The organism is Caenimonas soli (assembly GCF_013155545.1).
GTDB classification, from domain to species: Bacteria; Pseudomonadota; Gammaproteobacteria; order Burkholderiales; family Burkholderiaceae_C; genus Ramlibacter; species Ramlibacter soli.
This window is the reverse complement of the sequence record NZ_JABJVV010000003.1, coordinates 159,565-178,164: the sequence shown is the minus strand read 5'-3', so window position 1 is coordinate 178,164 and position 18,600 is coordinate 159,565. Positions and strand designations below refer to the sequence as shown.

General features: G+C 67.0%; 22 protein-coding genes and 1 riboswitch. Of the genes, 15 read left to right on the top strand and 7 right to left on the bottom strand.

Annotated features, from left to right (window positions below):
* Window positions 1–71: 71 nt before the first annotated feature.
* Window positions 72–680 carry a TetR/AcrR family transcriptional regulator gene (locus tag HNE04_RS06015; protein ID WP_172217609.1) on the top strand — a complete coding sequence of 203 codons (609 nt, stop codon included), beginning with the start codon at window positions 72–74 and terminating at the stop codon, window positions 678–680.
* Between the two features lie 10 nt (window positions 681–690).
* Window positions 691–1,410 (top strand): FprA family A-type flavoprotein, encoded by a 720-nt coding sequence (locus HNE04_RS06010; protein WP_172217608.1) that lies wholly within the window; start codon window positions 691–693, stop codon window positions 1,408–1,410.
* A 68-nt stretch (window positions 1,411–1,478) separates the two neighbouring features.
* On the opposite strand, the gene HNE04_RS06005 is transcribed toward HNE04_RS06010, so the two are convergent.
* The 4 genes from HNE04_RS06005 to HNE04_RS05990 all read right to left on the bottom strand — a co-directional run bounded on the left by HNE04_RS06005 (window position 1,479) and on the right by HNE04_RS05990 (window position 3,560).
* Window positions 1,479–1,973, bottom strand: coding sequence for an RNA recognition motif domain-containing protein (locus HNE04_RS06005; protein ID WP_172217607.1), 495 nt, complete (start codon window positions 1,971–1,973; stop codon window positions 1,479–1,481).
* Between the two features lie 262 nt (window positions 1,974–2,235).
* Window positions 2,236–2,628 (bottom strand): RNA recognition motif domain-containing protein, encoded by a 393-nt coding sequence (locus HNE04_RS06000; RefSeq protein ID WP_172217606.1) that lies wholly within the window; start codon window positions 2,626–2,628, stop codon window positions 2,236–2,238.
* A 123-nt stretch (window positions 2,629–2,751) separates the two neighbouring features.
* Entirely contained in the window at window positions 2,752–2,991 is a 240-nt protein-coding gene (locus HNE04_RS05995; protein ID WP_172217605.1) for a zf-HC2 domain-containing protein, read from the bottom strand.
* Window positions 2,988–3,560 carry a sigma-70 family RNA polymerase sigma factor gene (locus tag HNE04_RS05990; RefSeq protein ID WP_172217604.1) on the bottom strand — a complete coding sequence of 191 codons (573 nt, stop codon included), beginning with the start codon at window positions 3,558–3,560 and terminating at the stop codon, window positions 2,988–2,990. The genes HNE04_RS05995 and HNE04_RS05990 overlap by 4 nt, the downstream gene beginning before the upstream one ends.
* A 36-nt stretch (window positions 3,561–3,596) precedes the next feature.
* A riboswitch (yybP-ykoY riboswitch) is annotated at window positions 3,597–3,781 on the top strand.
* A gap of 3 nt (window positions 3,782–3,784) precedes the next feature.
* On the opposite strand from HNE04_RS05990, the gene HNE04_RS05985 reads away from it, so the two are divergent.
* From HNE04_RS05985 to metW, 3 genes are all read left to right on the top strand, one after another.
* A complete protein-coding gene (locus tag HNE04_RS05985; protein WP_172217603.1) occupies window positions 3,785–4,348 on the top strand; it encodes a TMEM165/GDT1 family protein in 564 nt (187 codons plus the stop codon).
* 117 nt (window positions 4,349–4,465) lie between these two features.
* Window positions 4,466–5,596 carry a homoserine O-succinyltransferase MetX gene (gene metX, locus HNE04_RS05980; protein WP_172217602.1) on the top strand — a complete coding sequence of 377 codons (1,131 nt, stop codon included), beginning with the start codon at window positions 4,466–4,468 and terminating at the stop codon, window positions 5,594–5,596.
* On the top strand, window positions 5,593–6,177 hold the full coding sequence (gene metW / locus HNE04_RS05975) for a methionine biosynthesis protein MetW (protein ID WP_172217601.1): 585 nt from the start codon (window positions 5,593–5,595) through the stop codon (window positions 6,175–6,177). Before metX ends, metW begins: the two co-directional genes overlap by 4 nt.
* A 17-nt stretch (window positions 6,178–6,194) precedes the next feature.
* On the opposite strand, the gene HNE04_RS05970 is transcribed toward metW, so the two are convergent.
* Window positions 6,195–6,560 carry an SPW repeat protein gene (locus tag HNE04_RS05970; RefSeq protein ID WP_172217600.1) on the bottom strand — a complete coding sequence of 122 codons (366 nt, stop codon included), beginning with the start codon at window positions 6,558–6,560 and terminating at the stop codon, window positions 6,195–6,197.
* Window positions 6,561–6,628: 68 nt separating this feature from the next.
* Window positions 6,629–7,291: a peroxiredoxin gene (locus HNE04_RS05965; RefSeq protein WP_172217599.1), complete on the bottom strand. Its 663-nt coding sequence runs from the start codon at window positions 7,289–7,291 to the stop codon at window positions 6,629–6,631.
* Window positions 7,292–7,459: 168 nt separating this feature from the next.
* Between HNE04_RS05965 and HNE04_RS05960 the strand changes: the two genes are divergently transcribed.
* Genes HNE04_RS05960 through HNE04_RS05950 form a run of 3 tightly spaced genes read left to right on the top strand, consistent with a single transcriptional unit; the run spans window position 7,460 to window position 10,435 of the window.
* Window positions 7,460–8,293: a chromate resistance protein ChrB domain-containing protein gene (locus HNE04_RS05960; protein ID WP_172217598.1), complete on the top strand. Its 834-nt coding sequence runs from the start codon at window positions 7,460–7,462 to the stop codon at window positions 8,291–8,293.
* Complete coding sequence (chrA, locus tag HNE04_RS05955; protein WP_172217597.1) at window positions 8,290–9,633, top strand: chromate efflux transporter; 1,344 nt, start codon at window positions 8,290–8,292, stop codon at window positions 9,631–9,633. The genes HNE04_RS05960 and chrA overlap by 4 nt, the downstream gene beginning before the upstream one ends.
* A gap of 34 nt (window positions 9,634–9,667) precedes the next feature.
* The gene (locus HNE04_RS05950; protein ID WP_172217596.1) at window positions 9,668–10,435 is read left to right on the top strand and encodes a FadR/GntR family transcriptional regulator; all 768 of its coding nucleotides are present in this window, start codon (window positions 9,668–9,670) and stop codon (window positions 10,433–10,435) included.
* Here the strand turns inward: HNE04_RS05950 and HNE04_RS05945 are convergent.
* The gene (locus HNE04_RS05945) at window positions 10,432–11,334 is read right to left on the bottom strand and encodes a LysR family transcriptional regulator (RefSeq protein WP_172217595.1); all 903 of its coding nucleotides are present in this window, start codon (window positions 11,332–11,334) and stop codon (window positions 10,432–10,434) included. The two genes, HNE04_RS05950 and HNE04_RS05945, sit on opposite strands and share 4 nt — an antisense overlap.
* Window positions 11,335–11,432: 98 nt before the next feature.
* Between HNE04_RS05945 and HNE04_RS05940 the strand changes: the two genes are divergently transcribed.
* The 7 genes from HNE04_RS05940 (at window position 11,433) to otnI (ending at window position 18,599) form a co-directional block, all read left to right on the top strand.
* Complete coding sequence (locus tag HNE04_RS05940) at window positions 11,433–12,812, top strand: FAD-dependent oxidoreductase (RefSeq protein WP_172217594.1); 1,380 nt, start codon at window positions 11,433–11,435, stop codon at window positions 12,810–12,812.
* A gap of 27 nt (window positions 12,813–12,839) precedes the next feature.
* Complete coding sequence (locus HNE04_RS05935; RefSeq protein WP_172217593.1) at window positions 12,840–13,832, top strand: Bug family tripartite tricarboxylate transporter substrate binding protein; 993 nt, start codon at window positions 12,840–12,842, stop codon at window positions 13,830–13,832.
* A 94-nt stretch (window positions 13,833–13,926) separates the two neighbouring features.
* Window positions 13,927–14,847: an L-threonate dehydrogenase gene (gene ltnD, locus HNE04_RS05930; protein ID WP_172217592.1), complete on the top strand. Its 921-nt coding sequence runs from the start codon at window positions 13,927–13,929 to the stop codon at window positions 14,845–14,847.
* A complete protein-coding gene (denD, locus tag HNE04_RS05925; RefSeq protein WP_172217591.1) occupies window positions 14,844–15,854 on the top strand; it encodes a D-erythronate dehydrogenase in 1,011 nt (336 codons plus the stop codon). The genes ltnD and denD overlap by 4 nt, the downstream gene beginning before the upstream one ends.
* Window positions 15,854–17,119 carry a 3-oxo-tetronate kinase gene (otnK, locus tag HNE04_RS05920; protein ID WP_172217590.1) on the top strand — a complete coding sequence of 422 codons (1,266 nt, stop codon included), beginning with the start codon at window positions 15,854–15,856 and terminating at the stop codon, window positions 17,117–17,119. The genes denD and otnK overlap by 1 nt, the downstream gene beginning before the upstream one ends.
* The gene (locus HNE04_RS05915; protein ID WP_172217589.1) at window positions 17,116–17,778 is read left to right on the top strand and encodes a class II aldolase/adducin family protein; all 663 of its coding nucleotides are present in this window, start codon (window positions 17,116–17,118) and stop codon (window positions 17,776–17,778) included. Before otnK ends, HNE04_RS05915 begins: the two co-directional genes overlap by 4 nt.
* Before the next feature lie 8 nt (window positions 17,779–17,786).
* Entirely contained in the window at window positions 17,787–18,599 is an 813-nt protein-coding gene (gene otnI, locus HNE04_RS05910; protein WP_172217588.1) for a 2-oxo-tetronate isomerase, read from the top strand.
* Window position 18,600 lies beyond the last annotated feature (1 nt).

Genomic DNA, 18,600 nt, shown 5'->3' with positions numbered 1-18,600 from the left:
TGGCCGAGTGAAGTCTCCTTGACTTTGATTTAAGTTTAATTGAATTTAAATCAATTCAACGAGACCCACCCATGGCTTCCCGGGCTTACAACAACCAGACGCGGCAGCAGCTGCAGACCGAACTCAAGCAGCGCATCGTCGAGGCGGCCGTCCAGATGCACGCGCAAAAGGGCGGCCTCGGCACCAGCTACGCGGACATCGCCCAGGCCGCCGGCGTCTCGCTGCCCACGGTTTACAAGCACTTCCCCCAGCTCGACACGCTGTTCCAGTCCTGCACCGCGCATGTGGCGCAGGCTGCGCCGGCCCTGCCCGTGGACAGCATCCTGGCCGCGCCGGATCTGGCCTCCGCGGCGCTGCAGCTGGTGGACGCGATGGACCAGCTCAACGCCTACTTCGAACCCTGGCTCGTCTGGCGCGACCATGGACGCAACCAGTTCCTGGCGGAGCTGGGCGCCCAGCGGCGCCAGCAACTCACCGGGCTGTGCGCCGCGATCCTGGCCAGGCACGGCCTGACCGGCGGCGCCGCCCTGTGGGAATCGCTGCTGCACTTCGAACTCTGGCACCGCCTCGTGCGCGGGCACCAGCTGCCGCGCGCCGAGGTGCGCCGCTCCCTTCATCAACTGTTGCTGGCAGTAGCCGGACCGCTGCCTGCAACATCGTCGTCCGCGGGTCCGACATGAAAGAGATCTCATGAACGCCCCTCGAGCCTCCATCAACCTGATCGCTCCCGACACCTACCGCATCAGCGTCGCCATGCCGCCAGATTTCATTCCCGGCGGCTTCTCCTTCAACCAGTACCTGGTGGTCGACGACAAGCCGCTGATTTTTCACACCGGTCCGAAGAAACTGTTTGGCCTGGTCAGCGAGCAGATCGAAAAAGTCATTCCGGTGGCGCAGCTGCGGTACATCGCGTTCTCCCATGTCGAGGCCGACGAGTGCGGCAGCCTGCCGGATTTCCTGGCACGCGCGCCACAGGCTCGGCCGGTGTGCAGCCACGTCGCCGCCCTGGTGTCGGTGAGTGACCTGGTCGACGTCGAGCCGTTGGGCATGCAGGACGGAGAGGTGCTCGATCTGGGCAAGCACAAGCTCGTGTGGCAGTCCACACCGCACTTGCCGCACGGTTGGGAGTGCGGCTACTTTTTCGACCAGACCACCGGGACCCTGTTCTGCGGCGATCTGTTCACCCAGCCGGGGATGGGGGAAGAGCCCCTGGTCAGCGGCGACATCCTGGGCCCCAGCGAAGCCTTTCGCGGCCAGATGGACTACTTCTCGCACAGTGTCAACGCGCCCACGCTGATCGAAAAGCTGGCCCAGCTCAAGCCCAGGGTGCTGGCCTGCATGCACGGCAGCGCCTGGTCTGGTGATGGCGCCTCCTTGTTGCGCAACTTGGGCCAGGCCCTCGCGCACTGAAACTGAACTGCCCATGAAAAAAGCCCGCCGGCCGGCGGGCTTTTGCATTCAACGCTGGGGATCAGGCTTCAGTAGCCGCCGCGGTTGCCACCGCCGCCGCCGCCACGCGGGCCGGAGCCGTAGGGGCTGCGGAATCCGCCATCGCCCCCACCGCCGCCGCGGCCGCCGTAGCCACCGCCGCCGCCTTCACGACGGCCACCGCCGCCACCACTTCCGCCGCCGCCACCGTATCCACCACCACCGCCACCGCCACCGCCGCCATAACCACCGCCGCCACCACCACCGCCATAACCGCCGGTACGGGGCGGGCGCGATTCCATGGGACGTGCTTCGTTGACAACCACGCTGCGGCCACCCAGGGGCTGGCCGTTCATGCCGGTGATCGCTGCCTGAGCTTCAGCGTCACTGGCCATTTCCACAAAACCGAAGCCCTTGGAGCGGCCGGTGTCGCGTTCCATCATCACCTTGGCGCTGGTCACCGCGCCGAATTGCCCGAATGCCTGTTCCAGGTCGCTGTCGCGCACGGAGTAAGGCAGATTACCCACGTAAAGTTTGTTGCCCATCGATTGGGACTCCTAAAAAAAGACGACTGACGTTAGCGATGGAGTCCCGAAAACGCATTCAACTGAACCTGAGCGACGCGAAAAGTGACCTGTTCACCGCATACCTTGCGTGCAACTACATACCCACGCTTTTCCATTATGAACAGATATTGAGCGGGCGTGGAGGGCTGGCACAGCCTTGCCGCATGGCAAAAACCCTAAAGCGATCGGGCATGAAAAAAGGGCCCTTAGGCCCTTTTTCTGCATGAAGCAGCAGCAGGTTTTAGTAACCGCCGCGGCCGCCACCGCCGCCGCCTTCACGACGGCCACCGCCGCCGCCGCCACCGTAGCCACCACCGCCGCCGCCACCACCGTAGCCGCCGCCGCCACCACCACCGCCGAAGCCGCCGGTACGGGGGGGACGCGATTCCATGGGACGAGCTTCGTTGACCACGAGGCCACGGCCGCCGATTTGCTGGCCGTTCATGCCTTCAATGGCAGCCTTGGCTTCCGCCTCGTTGCTCATTTCGACAAAGCCGAAACCCTTGGAACGGCCGGTGTCGCGCTCCATCATGACCTTGGCGCTGGAGACGGTGCCGTACTGGCTGAACGCCTGCTCCATGTCACTGTCGCGGTACGAATAGGGCAGGTTGCCCACGTAAAGTTTGTTGCCCATTAAAAGGACTCCTCGAGAAATTAACGCTACTAGCGATGGAGTCCGAAAAACGCAAGCTACAAACCACGCGAAACCGACCATTCACCGCAAACCTATGTGCCAGCTCGCGCGGGCACCCTCGTATTATGGGCTATCTTGGCCCCTCGTGCCTGCTTTTGCATCTTCCGTCCCATTATTAATGGTGTAGCCCCGCCAGCTCTGCAGTGCATTGCGCATTGTCAGCAGCTGCCGCTCGAACACCGGGCAGGCTTTGCAGGCCGCCAGATGCAGCCGCAAAGCCAGCCGTTCCGCCACCGGCAGCGCGCGGTCTTCCCGCGCCACCAGCAGGGCGGAGACTTCCTTGCAGGTTCGACGCAGGATCATGGGGCGGCGCGATTTCCAAACCAGTTCAGTTCCAGGCACTCGCGCAGCCGCAGGCGGGCGCGGTGCAGCTGGACGTAGAGGTTGGTCGGCGTGAGCTGGAGTTCCTTACAAATTTCCTCAACGGAGAGCTCCAGCCATTCGCGCATCAGGAACACCCGGCCCATGGTGGCGGGCAGTTTCTCGGCGCAGGCCTCGAGCACGGCAAAAAACTGGCGTGAACTGAGCTCCTGCTCGGGATCGCCCCAATCGGCGGGCCGGGCGGCGAAATGGCCGTCGGCCTGGAACATCAGGGCCTCCAGCTCCTCGCTGCCGTCGCTCTCGTCATCTGCCAGGCAGACCTCGCGCTGGCGCTGGCGCAGGATATCGATCACCTTGTGCTTGAGGATGCCCACCAGCCAGGTCTTGAGCTGGCTGCGGTTGCCGAACGATTGCGGCTTGGACAGGGCGGCCAGCATGGTTTCCGACACTGCATCCTCGGCCCAGGCGTCGCTGCGCAGCTGCAGCCGGGCGTACCGCAGCAGGTAACCCCGGTGTTCGGCCAGCTGGCTTTCGATGGTCAGTGTGGGCATATGCAAGAGGAAATCATCGCACGACTTGCCCCGGTACAATCGCGGCTGTCATTGGGGAGTAGCCTCCCTTCAGCTTCGAGAGGGGCCTGCGTCAACAGACTTGGATTCGCATCCATGGCGCAGGCGGTTTCCGGACTTGGCGAGACCTTTGACTGCGCAGCCTCCGTTTTTGGCCGGGGATGCTGTGCGGTCAATGTGTGCTCGTTCCGGCCTGGACGCCTTTCATGGAAGCTTTCCTCGTCTCCACGGGTATCGTCGCCCTCGCCGAAATCGGCGACAAAACCCAACTGCTCTCGCTGCTGCTGGCCGCCCGCTTCCGCAAGCCCTGGCCCATCGTGCTGGGCATCCTCGTCGCCACCCTGGCCAACCACGCATTGGCCGGCGCCGCCGGCGCCTGGGTCACCACGGTGGTCGGGCCGCAGGTGCTGCGTTGGGTGCTGGGCGGCTCCTTCATCGCCATGGCCTCGTGGATGCTGGTCCCCGACAAGCTCGACGACGCAGGGGCCGACAAGGTGCCGCGCCTGGGCGTGTTCGCCACCACGGTGATCGCGTTCTTCCTGGCGGAGATGGGCGACAAGACCCAGGTCGCCACCGTGATGCTGGCGGCGCAGTACAAGGCCTGGCTGGCGGTGGTGGCCGGCACCACGCTGGGCATGATGCTGGCGAACGCGCCGGTCGTGTGGCTGGGCGATCGAGTCTTGCGCCGCGTGCCCATCCGTGTGGTGCACCGCGTGTCCGCCGCGATTTTCGCGGCGTTGGGGATCGGGGCGCTGGCGGGATGGGCTTGATATACTGACGCCACAGCGCCGATTTGCTCCAGCTTGCGGGCGCTCAATAAATTCAGCTAAAGACAGCCTGCCCGAACCCGGCCTCGCCTCTTTAGCGACGCCGGGTTTTTTGTTTTCATGACGCTTGTTGCCGTTTCGCAGTCGATGGAGTTCAGCGAGCCGCTTGCCTTGCAAAGCGGCGCGTCGATTCGCGGTTATTCGCTGGCCTACGAAACCTATGGCCGCCTCAATGCCGACAGGAGCAACGCGGTCCTGGTCTGCCACGCGCTGAATGCCTCGCACCATGTGGCGGGGGTTTACGCCGGCCAGGACAAGTCCGAAGGCTGGTGGGACACCATGATCGGCCCCGGCAAGCCGGTGGACACCGACCGCTTCTTCGTCATCGGCGTCAACAACCTGGGCTCTTGCTTCGGCTCGACCGGGCCGATGCACATCCATCCCGACACGGGCAAGGTGTATGGCGCCGACTTCCCCGTGGTCACGGTGGAGGACTGGGTCAATGCCCAGGCGCGACTGCTCGACGGCCTGGGCATCCAGGCACTGGCCGCCGTCATGGGCGGCAGCCTGGGCGGCATGCAGGCGCTGTCCTGGACCTTGCAGTATCCCGAGCGGGTGCGTCACGCCGTCGTGGTGGCCAGCGCGCCCAACCTCACCGCCGAGAACATCGCCTTCAACGAAGTGGCGCGCCGTGCCATCGTGACCGACCCCGACTTCCACGGCGGGCATTTCTACCAGCACGGCGTGATACCCAAGCGCGGCCTGCGCATCGCCCGCATGATCGGCCACATCACGTACCTGTCCGACGACGTGATGAACGAGAAGTTCGGCCGGCAGCTGCGCGAAGGAATCGACCTGCGCTACACCACGCAGGACGTGGAGTTCCAGATCGAGAGCTACCTGCGCTACCAGGGCGACAAGTTCAGCGACTACTTCGACGCCAACACCTACCTGCTGATCACGCGCGCCCTCGACTATTTCGATCCGGCCCTGCGCCACAACGGCAAACTCGCCCGGGCGCTGGCCGTGGCCAAGGCAAGATTCCTGCTGGTCAGTTTCACCACCGACTGGCGCTTCGCGCCCGCGCGCAGCCGCGAGATCGTCAAGGCCCTGCTGGACAACCGGTGCGACGTGAGCTACGCCGAGATCGACGCCCCGCACGGCCACGACGCCTTCCTGCTGGAAGATGCGCGCTACCTGGGCGTGGTGCGCTCTTACTTTGAGCGGATCGGCAAGGAGGTGAACGCATGAGCGATCGGGCCACGATGCAGTCGATCGCCGGCTTGGTGCCGCCCGGTTCGCGCGTACTCGACCTGGGCTGCGGCGACGGCGCCATGCTGGATTACCTCCAGCGCGAGCGCGGCTGCAGTGGCTACGGCATCGAGATTGCCGACGAGAACGTGCTGGCCTGCGTCAAGCGCGGCGTCAACGTGATCCAGCTCAACCTCGACGAAGGCCTGTCGATGTTCGACGACGCATCGTTCGACGTGGTGCTGCAGATTGATACCCTGCAGCACCTGCGCAACACCGAGACCATGCTGGTCGAAACGGCGCGCGTCGGCCGCATCGGCGTGGTGGCGTTTCCGAATTTCGCGCACTGGCCCAACCGGCTTTCCATCGCGCGCGGCCGGATGCCGGTGACCAAGCGCCTGCCCTACCAGTGGTACGACACACCCAACATCCGTGTCGGCACGTTCAAGGACTTCGAAGTGCTGGCGACCAAGAACCGGCTGGCCATTCTGGACAGCTATGGCCTGCAGGAAGGGCGCGAAATTCGTTTCCTGCCGAATGCCCGCGCCGGCACAGCAGTCTTCAAGATCGAGCGGGGCTGACCCGCCGGCTCAGTGCGTCAGTGCACCATCCGCTCGCGCATCGCGGCGCTGTAGTCCTTGTCGGTGAACAGCGTCCACAGCGCCAGCGCCACGACGATCACGCCGGTGATCACCATGCTGAGCATGGCGTTGCGATTGCCGCTGAAGCCCAGGACCCAGGGCGACACGACCAGCCAGACCCCGAGGCCCGCTTCGGTCCACTCCTCCCACGCCCTCGGCACGAAAGCCGCCCCCAGCGCCGTAGCGACCAGCAAGGCGCCTACGATCACCGCATTCGACATGGCCATGGACGAACCATCGAAGCCCAGGGCCCAGGGCGAAATGATCACCCAGATGCCGAGGACCGCGTTGACCAGGTCCTGCCAATGTTTGGGTTGCTGCATGGTTCACCTCCTGTCGCCGGCTGATGCCGGAAAGAGTTGGATCGAATCGCCTTGCGTCGAGTTCCCGGTCAGCGGCCGGGCTGCGGGACGATCCGCAGATAGGGCTTCGGCGCCTTCCAGCCTTCCGGGAACAGCTTCTTGGCATCGTCGTCGGAGACCGAGCCGGCAATGATCACGTCTTCGCCCTGCCGCCAGTTGACGGGGGTCGCGACCCGGTGCTTCAGGGTGAGCTGCATCGAGTCGAGCACCCGCAGGATCTCGTCGAAGTTGCGACCGGTGGTCATGGGGTAGGTCAGCATCAGCTTGACCTTCTTGTCGGGGCCGATGACGAAGACCGAGCGCACGGTCTGGTTCTGGACCGGTGTGCGGCCTTCCGAACTGCCGGGCTCTTCGGCCGGCAGCATGTTGTAGAGCTTGGAGACCTTCAGTTCCGGGTCGCCGATCATCGGATAGTTGGGCAGATAGCCCTGTGTCTCCTCGATGTCCTTGGCCCAGGTGCGGTGGTTGTCGACCGGGTCTACGCTGAGGCCGATGAGCTTGGTATTGCGCTTCTTGAATTCCGGTTCGATCTTGGCCATGTAGCCCAGCTCGGTGGTGCACACCGGGGTGAAATCCTTGGGATGCGAAAACAGGATGGCCCAGCTGTCGCCTATCCATTCGTGAAACTTGATGGGGCCCTGCGTGGTCTCGGCCGTGAAGTCCGGTGCGACATCATTGATGCGTAGCGACATGATCACTCCTTGGTTGGCTGGCATGTAGAGACGGGTCTTCAATATAGGCCGTGATCGCACGCGTACCAAGTGCGCTAATATTCGGCCATCGGGAATACAGCCTCCCGGGTCTTCACAGATAGACGGTGTCCCGTCCAAGCGCTGGCAGCTTCACCTTTGGAGTTTTCCGTGGACACCGCATCGCATTCCATTTCCCCTGAACAGTTCCTGGCCTTGCTCGGCAACGCCGACGCCCCCTTGGTGCTCGACGTGCGGCGCGAGGAACGCTTTCGCGAGAGCGAACGCATATTGCCGGGCGCGCGGCGTTGTGCGCCCGAGCAGGTCGCCCCCTTTGCCGCGGCCAACAGCCCGGGGCTGGCCATCGTCTACTGCGTACATGGGCTGGAAGTCGGTGAGCAGGCAGCGGCCCAGTTGCGCGCGGCGGGTTGGAACGCCCGCTACCTGCAAGGCGGCATCGAGGGCCTGATCGAACACGGCTTGCCCACCATCCGCAAGCGCGCGGACCTGGGAGTCACCGGCGAGAGGCCGTCGCGCTGGATCACGCGCGAGCGGCCCAAGATCGACCGCATCGCCGGCCCTTGGCTGGTACGCCGTTTCATCGATCCGGCCGCGGAATTTTTCTATGTGCCGACGGAGCAGGTCTTCGCCGAAGCGGCGCGGCTAAAGGCGGTGCCCTACGACATTCCCGGCGCCCCAATTTCCCACGAGTGGGAGCGCTGCAGCTTCGACGCTCTGCTGGGCGCCTTCGAGTTGCAGGAGCCGGCGCTGGCTACGCTCGCGACCATCGTGCGCGGCGCCGACACCGACCGGTTGTCCCTGGCGCCGCAGGCCGCCGGCCTGCTGGCGGTGTCGCTGGGTCTATCGCGACTGCATGCCGATGACGACCAGGCGATGCTGGCCGCCGCGATGCCGCTGTACGACGCCCTGTACGAGTGGTGCCGCAGCGCTCAGGGCGAAACGCACAGCTGGCGCGTGCACACGCCGCCGGCGGCAGCCCAATGAGGGCGGTGAGTTTTGGTGAGGCGCTGCGGTTCTGGCTCAAGCTCGGCTTCATCAGCTTCGGCGGGCCGGCCGGGCAGATCGCGATCATGCACCGCGAACTGGTGGAGCAAAGGCGCTGGATCTCGGAGCGGCGCTTCCTGCACGCGCTCAACTACTGCATGCTCCTGCCCGGCCCCGAGGCGCAGCAGCTGGCCACCTACATCGGCTGGCTGATGCACCGCACCTGGGGCGGCGTCGTGGCGGGTGCGCTGTTCGTGCTGCCCTCGCTGTTCATCCTGATCGGGCTGAGCTGGATCTATGTGGCCTTCGGCGAGGTGAGCTGGGTAGCGGGGATCTTCTACGGCATCAAGCCCGCCGTCGCCGCCATCGTGCTGCAGGCCGTGTGGCGCATCGGCGGGCGCACGCTGAAGAGTCCGCGCCAGGTGCCGCTGCTGTGGGCGATCTCCGTGTTGAGTTTCGTCGCCATCGCGGTGCTGAAAATTCCTTTTCCGTGGGTGGTGTTGGCTGCGGCGATCACCGGTGCGCTGGGCGGCAAATACCTGCCCGCGCAATTCGCGGCCGGCGGCGGACATGGTGCTGCCAATACCGAGGGCGAGACGCACGGTCGGGGCGGCTTCATCATCGACGATGCGACGCCGACGCCCGCCCACGCCTTGTTCAGGAAATCGCGCCTGGCCAGGGTCGTCCTGGTCGGGGCCTTGCTGTGGGCGCTGCCGATGGCCCTGCTGGTGGGGGCGCAGGGATGGGACAGTGCACTGGCCCAGATGGGCTGGTTCTTCACCAAGGCCGCGCTGCTGACCTTCGGCGGCGCCTACGCCGTGCTGCCCTATGTGTACCAGGGGGCGGTGGAGCAGTTCCACTGGCTCACCGGGCCGCAGATGATCGATGGACTGGCGCTGGGTGAGACCACTCCCGGCCCGCTGATCATGGTGGTGGCTTTCGTCGGCTTCGTCGGCGGCTGGACCCGCCAGGTGCTGGGGCCCGACATGCTGTTCGCGGGCGCGGCGCTGGCCGCGGTCGTGGTGACCTGGTTTACCTTCCTGCCATCGTTCCTGTTCATCCTGGCGGGCGGCCCGTTGGTGGAGTCGACCCACGGCAACCTGAAGTTCACCGCCCCGCTCACGGCGATCACCGCCGCCGTGGTCGGCGTGATCGCCAGCCTGGCGTTGTTCTTCCTGGTGCACATCGCGCAGCGCGCCGATGGACGCATCGACTGGGTGGCGCTGGGCCTGGCCGCCGCCGCCGCCGTCGCCCTGCTGCGCTACAAGCTGGGCGTGATCCCGGTGATTGCCGGCTGCGCGCTGGCGGGTCTCGCATTACGCCTTGCGGGCTGGGCCTGAACCGGTATCCTTGTCATACCACTTCGTTTTTCGTATGACAACTCAATTCACCCCGGTCACCAGCGGCGCCAGGCTTTCCGATCAGGTCGCCCAGCAGCTGGCCGCGCAGATTTCCGCGGGCCGGCTGGCCGCGGGTGAGAAGCTGCCGCCCGAATCGCGGCTGGTGGAACAGTTCGAGGTCAGCCGCACGGTGGTGCGCGAGGCGGTGTCGCGCCTGAAGTCGCTGGGGCTGGTCGATTCGCGCCAGGGCAGCGGCGTCTTCGTGAGCGCCAGCCCGCCCTACGCGCCCTTGAATTTCGATTCGCGCCACGGCGAGTCGCGCGAGGCCGTGATCCAGATGGCCGAGGTGCGCCGCGCGCTGGAGGCCGAAGCCGCCGGCCTGGCGGCGCAGCGCCGCACCGCACAGGATGTGAAGCGGTTGAAGCAAGCGGTGCAGGTCCTGGAGCGCGCCGTGAAAAGTGGTGGCGACGGCGTGGAGGAAGACCTGAAGTTCCACCAGGCCATCGCCGCCTCGACCCACAACCCCTTCCTGATCGGCACGCTGGAGTACCTGTCGCAGTTCATGCGCGGCGCCATCGGCGTGACCCGGGCCAACGAGGCGCGCCGAGTCGACTTCGCGGCACAGGTGCGCGACGAACACGCGGCCGTGGTGACGGCGATCGAGGCCGGCGACGCGGCGAAGGCCCGGGCGGCGGCCTCGCGCCACATGAACAACGCGATCCGCCGCATCGAAAGCGCGGACCCGGCGTTCTGGCGCCAGGAAGGCGCGCGCCTGGCGGTGCCGTTGGTGGCGCGGCGCTAGGGCTGCTCGCCGAACTGCTGCAGCACCACGTCGATGAACGCCTGCGCCGCGGCCGGCATGGCGCGGTCGCGCAGCCGCAGCAGGCACAGGTCACGCTTGACCACCGGGTCCACCAGCGGCCGATACTGGATCCGCTCGCGGCGCCGCAACTGCCGGGCATAGGCGGGCAGGATGCTCACGCCCAGGCCGGCATCGACCAGGGCCGTCGCGGTCGAAATAGAGGCCACCTCGTACTGGGTGCGCACCCGCGCGCCGCCGGCCGCCAGCGAGCTTTCCACCAGCAGCTGCAAGGCGTTGTCCCGGGCGAAGCCGATGACCGGCACATCGGCCAGCTCGCGCCAGGGCACGCTTTTGCGGCGCGCCAGCGGGTGGCCCTCGGGGCACGCGAGCATCAGCTCGTCGTCCATCAGCACGTCCACGACGAACAGCCCGCGCTGTCCGCCCTCGAGCGGGCCGATGCCGATGTCGGCCTCGCCGTCCTGCACCAGGCGGCGTATCTGGTTGGGCGGTGCGTCGTCGCGCATCACGACCAGCACGTCGGGGTGCTCCGCACGGTAGCGGACCAGCAGCGCCGGCAGCAGGGTGGAGGCGAACGTCGGCGAGACCGCGATCACGATGCGCCCGCGCGCCCGCTCGGCGTGCGAGCGGGTGGTGGCGACGGCGTTGTGCAGGTCGGTCAGCATCTTCTCGGCCTGCGGCAGGAAGTCGCGCCCCGAATCGGTCAGCTTGACGCTGCGGGTGGTGCGCTCGAACAAAGAGACGCCGATCTCCTGTTCCAGGGTGCGCACCAGCATCGACAGCGCGGACTGGGTCAGGTGCAGGCGGACGGCGGCCGCCGAGAAGCCGCTGAGCTGGGCCACGGCGACGAAAGCCCGTAGCTGGCGAACCGTCACATTCATTCAATATTTTGATGAGTTCATCAGTTTTGATCGATTGTATTCCTAAGCGGCTTGGCCGAGACTGGCATCCATTCCCACTCACCCAACGAGCCAGACAAATGCTTAATCCCGGATACCTGATTGAAGACAGCTTCGACGTGCTGGTCGCCGGCGCCGGCGTCACCGGCATCTGCGCGGCCCTGGCCGCCGCCCGCCAGGGAGCGCGCACGGTGCTGCTCGAGCCCCGCCCCTTCATCGGCGGCAATGCCGCGACAGGCCTGTGCATCCACACCTACAAGACCAAGGACGGCCGCCAGGTCGTGCACGGCCTGGCCCAGGAAATCGTCGACCGCCTGATCGAGCAGGGCGGCGCAGTGGGCCATGTGCCGCTGCCCGACGGCTACGTGCATTCGGTGACGCCGGTCGACGCCGACCTGTTCCGCATGGAGACGACGGCGATGCTGGCCCGCGAGGGCGTCACCATCCTCTACAACACGGCGCTGATCGATGCCGATGCGCGCGACGGGCGCGTCGATCGCGTGTTGGTGTGCAGCAAGAGCCGCCTCGGCTACCTGAAGGCCAAGGTCTTCGTCGATGCCACCGGCGATGCCGACCTGGCCACCCGGGCCGGCGCGCCGGTGCGCACCGGCTGGGCCGGCTCTGGCGCCATGCAGCCGGTATCGATGATGATGCGCGCCGTCTCCGTCGACAATGCCAAGGCCTGCGCGGCACTGGCCGAGAAGCCGCCGGCCTGGGCTCGCAAGAAGGGCGTGGCCGAGCCGATCCCGGTGTATTTCCACGGCACCTTCACGCGCTGGAACGCCATCCTGCGCGAGCTGGGCGTGTACGACCACGACGACCACCAGTTCTGGACCAACACGGTCTGGCCCGACCAGCTCAACTTCAACGGCAGCCGCATGGCCAACATCGACGGCAACGACCCGCTGGCGCTGTCCCGCGCCACCGTCGAGCTGACCGCCCAGCTGCAAAAGCTCGGCGCCTTCCTGCGGGCCAACGTGGACGGCTTCCAGCGCGCCTCGTTCCTGCCGAACGCCTTCGTCGGCGTCCGCGAAACACGCAATGTGACGGGGCTGTACGAATTGAACGAGAACGACATCCGCATCGGCGCAAAATTCCACGACACCGTCGGGCAAGGCTGCTTTCCGGTCGATATCCACCATCCCGACGGCAAGTCGCAGGAACATATCGACATCGGCGGCGACGGGGCCTATGACATTCCGTATCGCACGCTGGTGCCCAAGGGGACCGAGAACCTGCTGGTCGCGGGCCGGTGCATCTCGGTCAGCAACTACGCCCACGGAGCGACCCGTAACATGGCGCCGTGCATGACCACCGGCGAAGCGGCCGGCATCGCAGCCGCGCTGTCGGCGCGAGGCGGCAACGCCTGCGCCGACCTGCCGATGAACAAGCTGCAGCCGGCGCTGTTGGCGGCCGGTGTGTTCCTGGGCGAGGCCGCCGACGAGCGCCGCGCAGCCTGAACTTCAACTTCAACGGAGAGACATGCCATGACCATCAAACAAGCTGTAAACCGCCGGGTGCTGATGCGAGTGCTGGCCGCCGTGTCGCTGGCGACGGCGACGTGGGCCGCCCAGGCCCAGGCCTTCCCCAACAAGCCGCTTCGCTTCGTGGTGCCCTACCCGCCCGGCGGCGCTTCGGATGTGACCGCGCGGCTGATCGCCGACAAGCTGGGCCCGCTGATCGGCCAATCCGTCATCGTCGAGAACCGCCCCGGCGCCAACGGCATCATCGCCCTCGAGGCGGTGGCCAAGGCGCCCCCCGACGGCTACACCATCCTGATGGGCAACGTGGGCCCGAACGCCATCAATGCCGGCCTCTACCCCAAGCTGCCGTTCGACCCGATCAAGAGCTTCGCGCCGATCACGCTCACCAGCACGGTGCCCATCGTGCTGCTGGTCAACCCGGCGTCGCCGGCGACGACGACGCAGCAACTCATCGCGCTGGCCAAGGCGAATCCCGGCAGCGTGAAGTTTGCCTCGGGCGGTCCCGGATCCGCGACGCACCTCACCGGCGAGATGTTCAAGGACATGGCGGGAATCAACATCGTGCACGTGCCGTACAAGGGCGATGTGCCGGCCATGACCGACGTCATCGGCGGCCACGTCACCTTCACCTTCGCCACCTCGATCGCGGCGGCGCCGCATATCGCGAGCGGCCGGCTGCGCGTGCTCGCCACGGCGTCCAAGGCCCGGCCCAAGTCGCTGGCCCAGTACCCGACGGTGGCCGAAGCCGGCGTCAAGGATTTTGAGTCCACGTCCTGGGGCGGTGTCCTGGCACCGGCCGGCACGCCGGCCCCGGTGATCGCCATGCTGCATGACCGCCTTGGCAAGGTGCTGGCGATTCCGGAAGTGCGCGAAAAGCTGGAGAAGATGGGCGTGGAAGTCGTCGGCAGCACGCCGGAGGAATTTGCCGCCTACCTGCAGGCGGAGATCGGCAAATGGTCGGCCGTTATCAAGGCTGCCGGCGTGACGGTCGAGTAGTACACCGCAACGTACGGGGAGCTGCCGCGCTCCCCGGGCCGCGCCGCCCAAGTTGTATGATAACCATATGAATATTGCGCGGGGCGCGAACAGAATGGAACACAAGATCGGCGTGATCGGGCTTGGCGCCATGGGCGCGGGCATGGCCGGGGCCTTGCGGCGCTCCGGGTTTGAGGTCCATGCGGTCGACGCCAGGGCCGGAGCGGCCCAGGCCTTCGCCGCCGAGGGCGGCGTGGCGTGCACTTCACCGGCCGAGCTGGCTCGACACTGCGACGTCATCGTCAGCGTGGTGGTGAATGCGGCGCAGACCGAGAGCGTGCTGTTCGGCGACGGCGGTTGCGCCGACGCGATGAAGCCGGGCAGCGTCTTCGTGATGTGTTCGACGGTCGATCCGGCCTGGTCGGCCGCGCTCGAGTCGCGGCTGGCGCAGCGCGGCATCCTCTACCTCGACGCGCCGATCTCCGGCGGGGCGGCCAAGGCCGCCGCCGGCCAGATCACGATGATGACCTCGGGCCGGCCCGAGGCCTACGAAAAATGCGGCGGTGTCCTGGACGCCATGGCCGCCAAGGTCTATCGCCTGGGCGAGCAGGCCGGCGCCGGCAGCAAGGTCAAGGTGATCAACCAGCTGCTGGCCGGTGTGCATATCGCCGCCGCCGCCGAGGCGATGGCGCTGGGCCTGCGCGAGGGCGTGGACCCGGCGGCCCTGTACGAAGTCATCACCCACAGCGCGGGCAACAGCTGGATGTTCGAGAACCGCATGGCGCATGTGCTGGCCGGCGACTACACGCCGCTGTCGGCGGTCGACATCTTCGTCAAGGACCTGGGGCTGGTGCTCGACATGGCCCGCGCCAGCAAGTTTCCGCTGCCGCTGTCGTCCACCGCGCACCAGATGTTCATGCAGGCATCGACTGCGGGCTTCGCCAAGGAAGACGACAGCGCCGTCATCAAGATTTTCCCGGGCATCGAACTGCCGCCGTCCCAGCCGGCAGGCCCTACCGAAGGACTGAAGCAATGAACATTCTCATCACAGGGGGCTGCGGCTTTCTCGGCGCCCGCCTCGCCCGCGCCTTGCTCGCGCAAGGCAAGCTGGCCTTGGCCGGCTCCGCCGCCCGAACCATCGAAACGGTGACGCTGGCCGACCGCGCGGCGCCGCCGGCCGATCTCGCCGCCGACCCGCGTGTCCGCTTCGTGGGCGGCGATCTGCATGAACAGGTTCGCAGCGGCGCCATCCCCGCCGCCGGCACCGACGTGGTGTTCCACCTGGCCGCCGCCGTGAGCGGCGAATGCGAGGCCGACTTCGACCTGGGCATGCACAGCAACCTGGATGCCACTCGCGCCCTGCTGGACGCCTGCCGCGCCATGGGCAGCCAGCCGACCTTCGTGTTCGCCAGTTCCCTGGCCGTTTTCGGCAACCTGCCCGGCCAGCCGCTGCCCGAACGGATCGAGGACTTCACGCTGCCGACGCCGCAAAGCAGCTATGGCATCCAGAAATTCATCGGCGAGCAACTGATGGCCGACTACGCGCGCAAGGGCTTCATCCGCGGCCGCAGCGTGCGCCTGATGACGGTGAGCGTGCGCCCGGGCAAGCCCAATGGCGCGGCCTCCAGCTTCCTGTCCGGGATGATCCGCGAACCGCTGGCCGGCGAGAAGTCGGCCTGCCCGGTGCCGCCGGAAACGCCGGTGGCGCTGGCCTCGCCGACCCGCACCATCGAGGGCATCATCCGCGCCGCCGAGGCGACCGACGCCGAGTGGGGCCCGCCCACCGCCGTCAATCTGCCCTCCCTGCGCACCACCGTGGGCGGGATGGCGAAAGCGCTCGAGCAGGTGGCCGGCAAGGCCGCCACCGATTTGCTGGAATGGGCGCCGGACCCGGCCATCCAGCGCATCGTCAAGACCTGGCCCGGCAAGGTGGAGTTCGCCCGGGCGCAAGCGCTGGGCCTGCAGGCGGATGCGGACTTCGTTTCGGTGGTGCGTGACTACATTCGCGAGAACCCCGGCGCCGTGAAGCTGGCGGTGCGCTGATGGCAGGAATCGCTATAGGCTGTATCGCCGACGACTTCACCGGCGCGACCGACCTCGCCAACAACCTGGTGCGCGCCGGCATGCGCGTGGTGCAGTCGATCGGCGTGCCCTCGCGGCCGCTGGATGTCGCCGCCGATGCGGTGGTGGTCGCGCTCAAGTCGCGTACCAACGCGCCCCACGATGCCGTGACGCAATCGCTGGATGCGCTGCGCTGGCTGCAAGCGCAAGGCACGCAGCAGATTTACTTCAAGTACTGCTCCACTTTCGACAGCACGGCCCAGGGCAACATCGGCCCGGTGACCGAAGCCCTGATGGACGCGCTGGACACGGACTTCACCATCGCCACGCCCGCCTTTCCGGACAACCAGCGCACCGTGTTCAAGGGCCACCTCTTCGTCGGCGACGTGCTGCTCTCCGACTCAGGCATGCGCAATCATCCGCTCACGCCGATGACCGATTCCAACCTCGTGCGGGTCATGCAGGCGCAGTGCCGGCGCAAGGTCGGCTTGATCGACTACAAGACCGTCGCCGCGGGCGAAGCAGCGGTGCGGGCCAGGATCGCCCAGTTGCGCGCCGATGGCGTGGCCATCGCCATCGTCGATGCGCTCGGCAACGATGATTTGCTGCGCCTGGGTCCGGCACTCAAGGGCATGCCGCTGGTCACGGCGGGCTCGGGCGTGGCCATCGGGCTGCCTGCCAACTTCGGCATCCAGGCCTCGGCCGCATCGAGTGCGCTGCCGGCCGCCGGCGGGATGCAAGCCGTCGTGTCCGGGAGCTGCTCGACCGCCACCAACGCGCAGGTGCGGGCCTTCATCGCCGCCGGGCGTCCGGCCTTCGCGCTCGATCCCCTGCGGGTTGCCGCAGGCGAGGATCTGGTGACGCAAGCCCTGGCCTGGGCGAAGCCGCTGCTGCCCCAGGGCCCCGTGCTGGTTTACTCGACGGCGCAAGCCGAGGCCGTGAAGTCGGTGCAGGACCGCCTCGGCGCGCAGCAGGCGGGTGCGCTGGTCGAGCAGGCCATCGCCGCGATCGCGCGCGGCCTGGTTGAACTGGGCGTGCGGCAACTGGTGGTGGCCGGCGGCGAAACGTCCGGCGCCTGTGTGCAGGCGCTGGGGATCGACCAGCTGCAGATCGGCCCGCAGATCGCTCCGGGAGTGCCCTGGTGCTGGGGCCGCGACGGCGACGGCCGGGCCTTGCACATCGCCTTGAAATCGGGCAACTTCGGGGCCGACGACTTCTTCGGCAAAGCCTTTACGATGCTGCAATGAACGAATCGCAGGCCCGCGAAGAAATCTGCCGCGTCGGCAAGAGCCTGTTCGACCGCGGCTACGCCCACGCGACCGCCGGCAACATCAGCGTGCGGCTGGACGATGGTTTCCTCATCACGCCGACCGACGCCTGCCTGGGCTTCCTCGACCCGGCCGGCCTGGCGCAGCTGGACCCGCAGGGCCGCCAGGTCTCGGGCGCCCCGGCCAGCAAGACGCTGACGCTGCACCGGGCCATCTACCAAGCCGCCGCGCCGTTCGCGCCGGCGACCCGTTGCGTCATCCATACCCACAGCAGCCACTGCGTCGCCCTCAGCCTGGAAGCAAAAGAGGCCGAGCTGCTGCCGCCCATCACGCCGTACTTCGTGATGAAAGTCGGCCATGTGCCCCTGGTCGGCTACCAGCGGCCGGGCGCGCCGGCAGCGGCCGACGAAGTGGCCCGGCTGATCGCGCACTACGGCGACAACGGCCGGTCTATCCGGGCCGTGATGCTGCAGCGGCTGGGCCCCAACGTCTGGCACGATACGCCGGCAGCGGCGATGGCCGTGCTGGAAGAACTGGAAGAAACCGCGCGGCTGATGCTGATTGCACCCGGTGCCTGCCAGCCGCTGACGGAATCTCAAATCGATGAACTGCGCCGTACTTTCGGCGCTCGCTGGTAACCACGACCATGCCTCAATTCGCCGCCAATCTTTCCATGCTCTACCCCGAGCTCGGCTTCCTCGACCGCTTCGAGGCCGCTGCCCGGGACGGCTTCAAGGCCGTGGAATTCCTGTTTCCTTACGAGCATGAACCGCGCGAGCTCGCGGCGCGGCTCAAGGCCCATGGCCTGCAGCAGGTGTTGTTCAACATGCCGCCCGGCGACTGGAACAAGGGCGAGCGGGGCCTGGCCTGCCGGCCCGGGCGCGAAGCCGAGTTCCGCGAAGGCGTGGGCAAGGCGCTGGCCTACGCCGAGGCGCTGGCCTGTCCGCGCGTCCACGTGATGGCCGGGCTGTTGCCGGCGGGCACCGAGCGCGAAGCGGTGCGGCCTACCTACGTGAACAACCTGCGCTGGGCCGCGGCGCAGGCGGACAAGCAGGGCGTGCAGCTCTTGATCGAGCCGATCAACACCCGCGACATCCCCGGCTTCTTCCTCAATCGCCAGGACCATGCGCACGAACTGATCGCCGAGATCGGCGCGGCCAACGTCCAGGTGCAGATGGACCTGTACCACTGCCAGATCGTGGAGGGTGACGTGGCGATGAAGATCCGCCAGTACCTGCCCACCGGGCGGGTCGGCCATTTCCAGATCGCGGGTGTGCCCGAGCGCCACGAACCCGACATCGGCGAGATGAACTACACCTACCTGTTCAAGGTGATCGACGAGGTCTCGCAGCAGTGCGGCTGGACAGGCTGGGTCGGCTGCGAGTACCGCCCGGCGCGCGGCTCGCAACCCGGCGGCAGCTCGGCGGGCCTCGGCTGGTTCCAGCCCTGGCGCGCCTGAG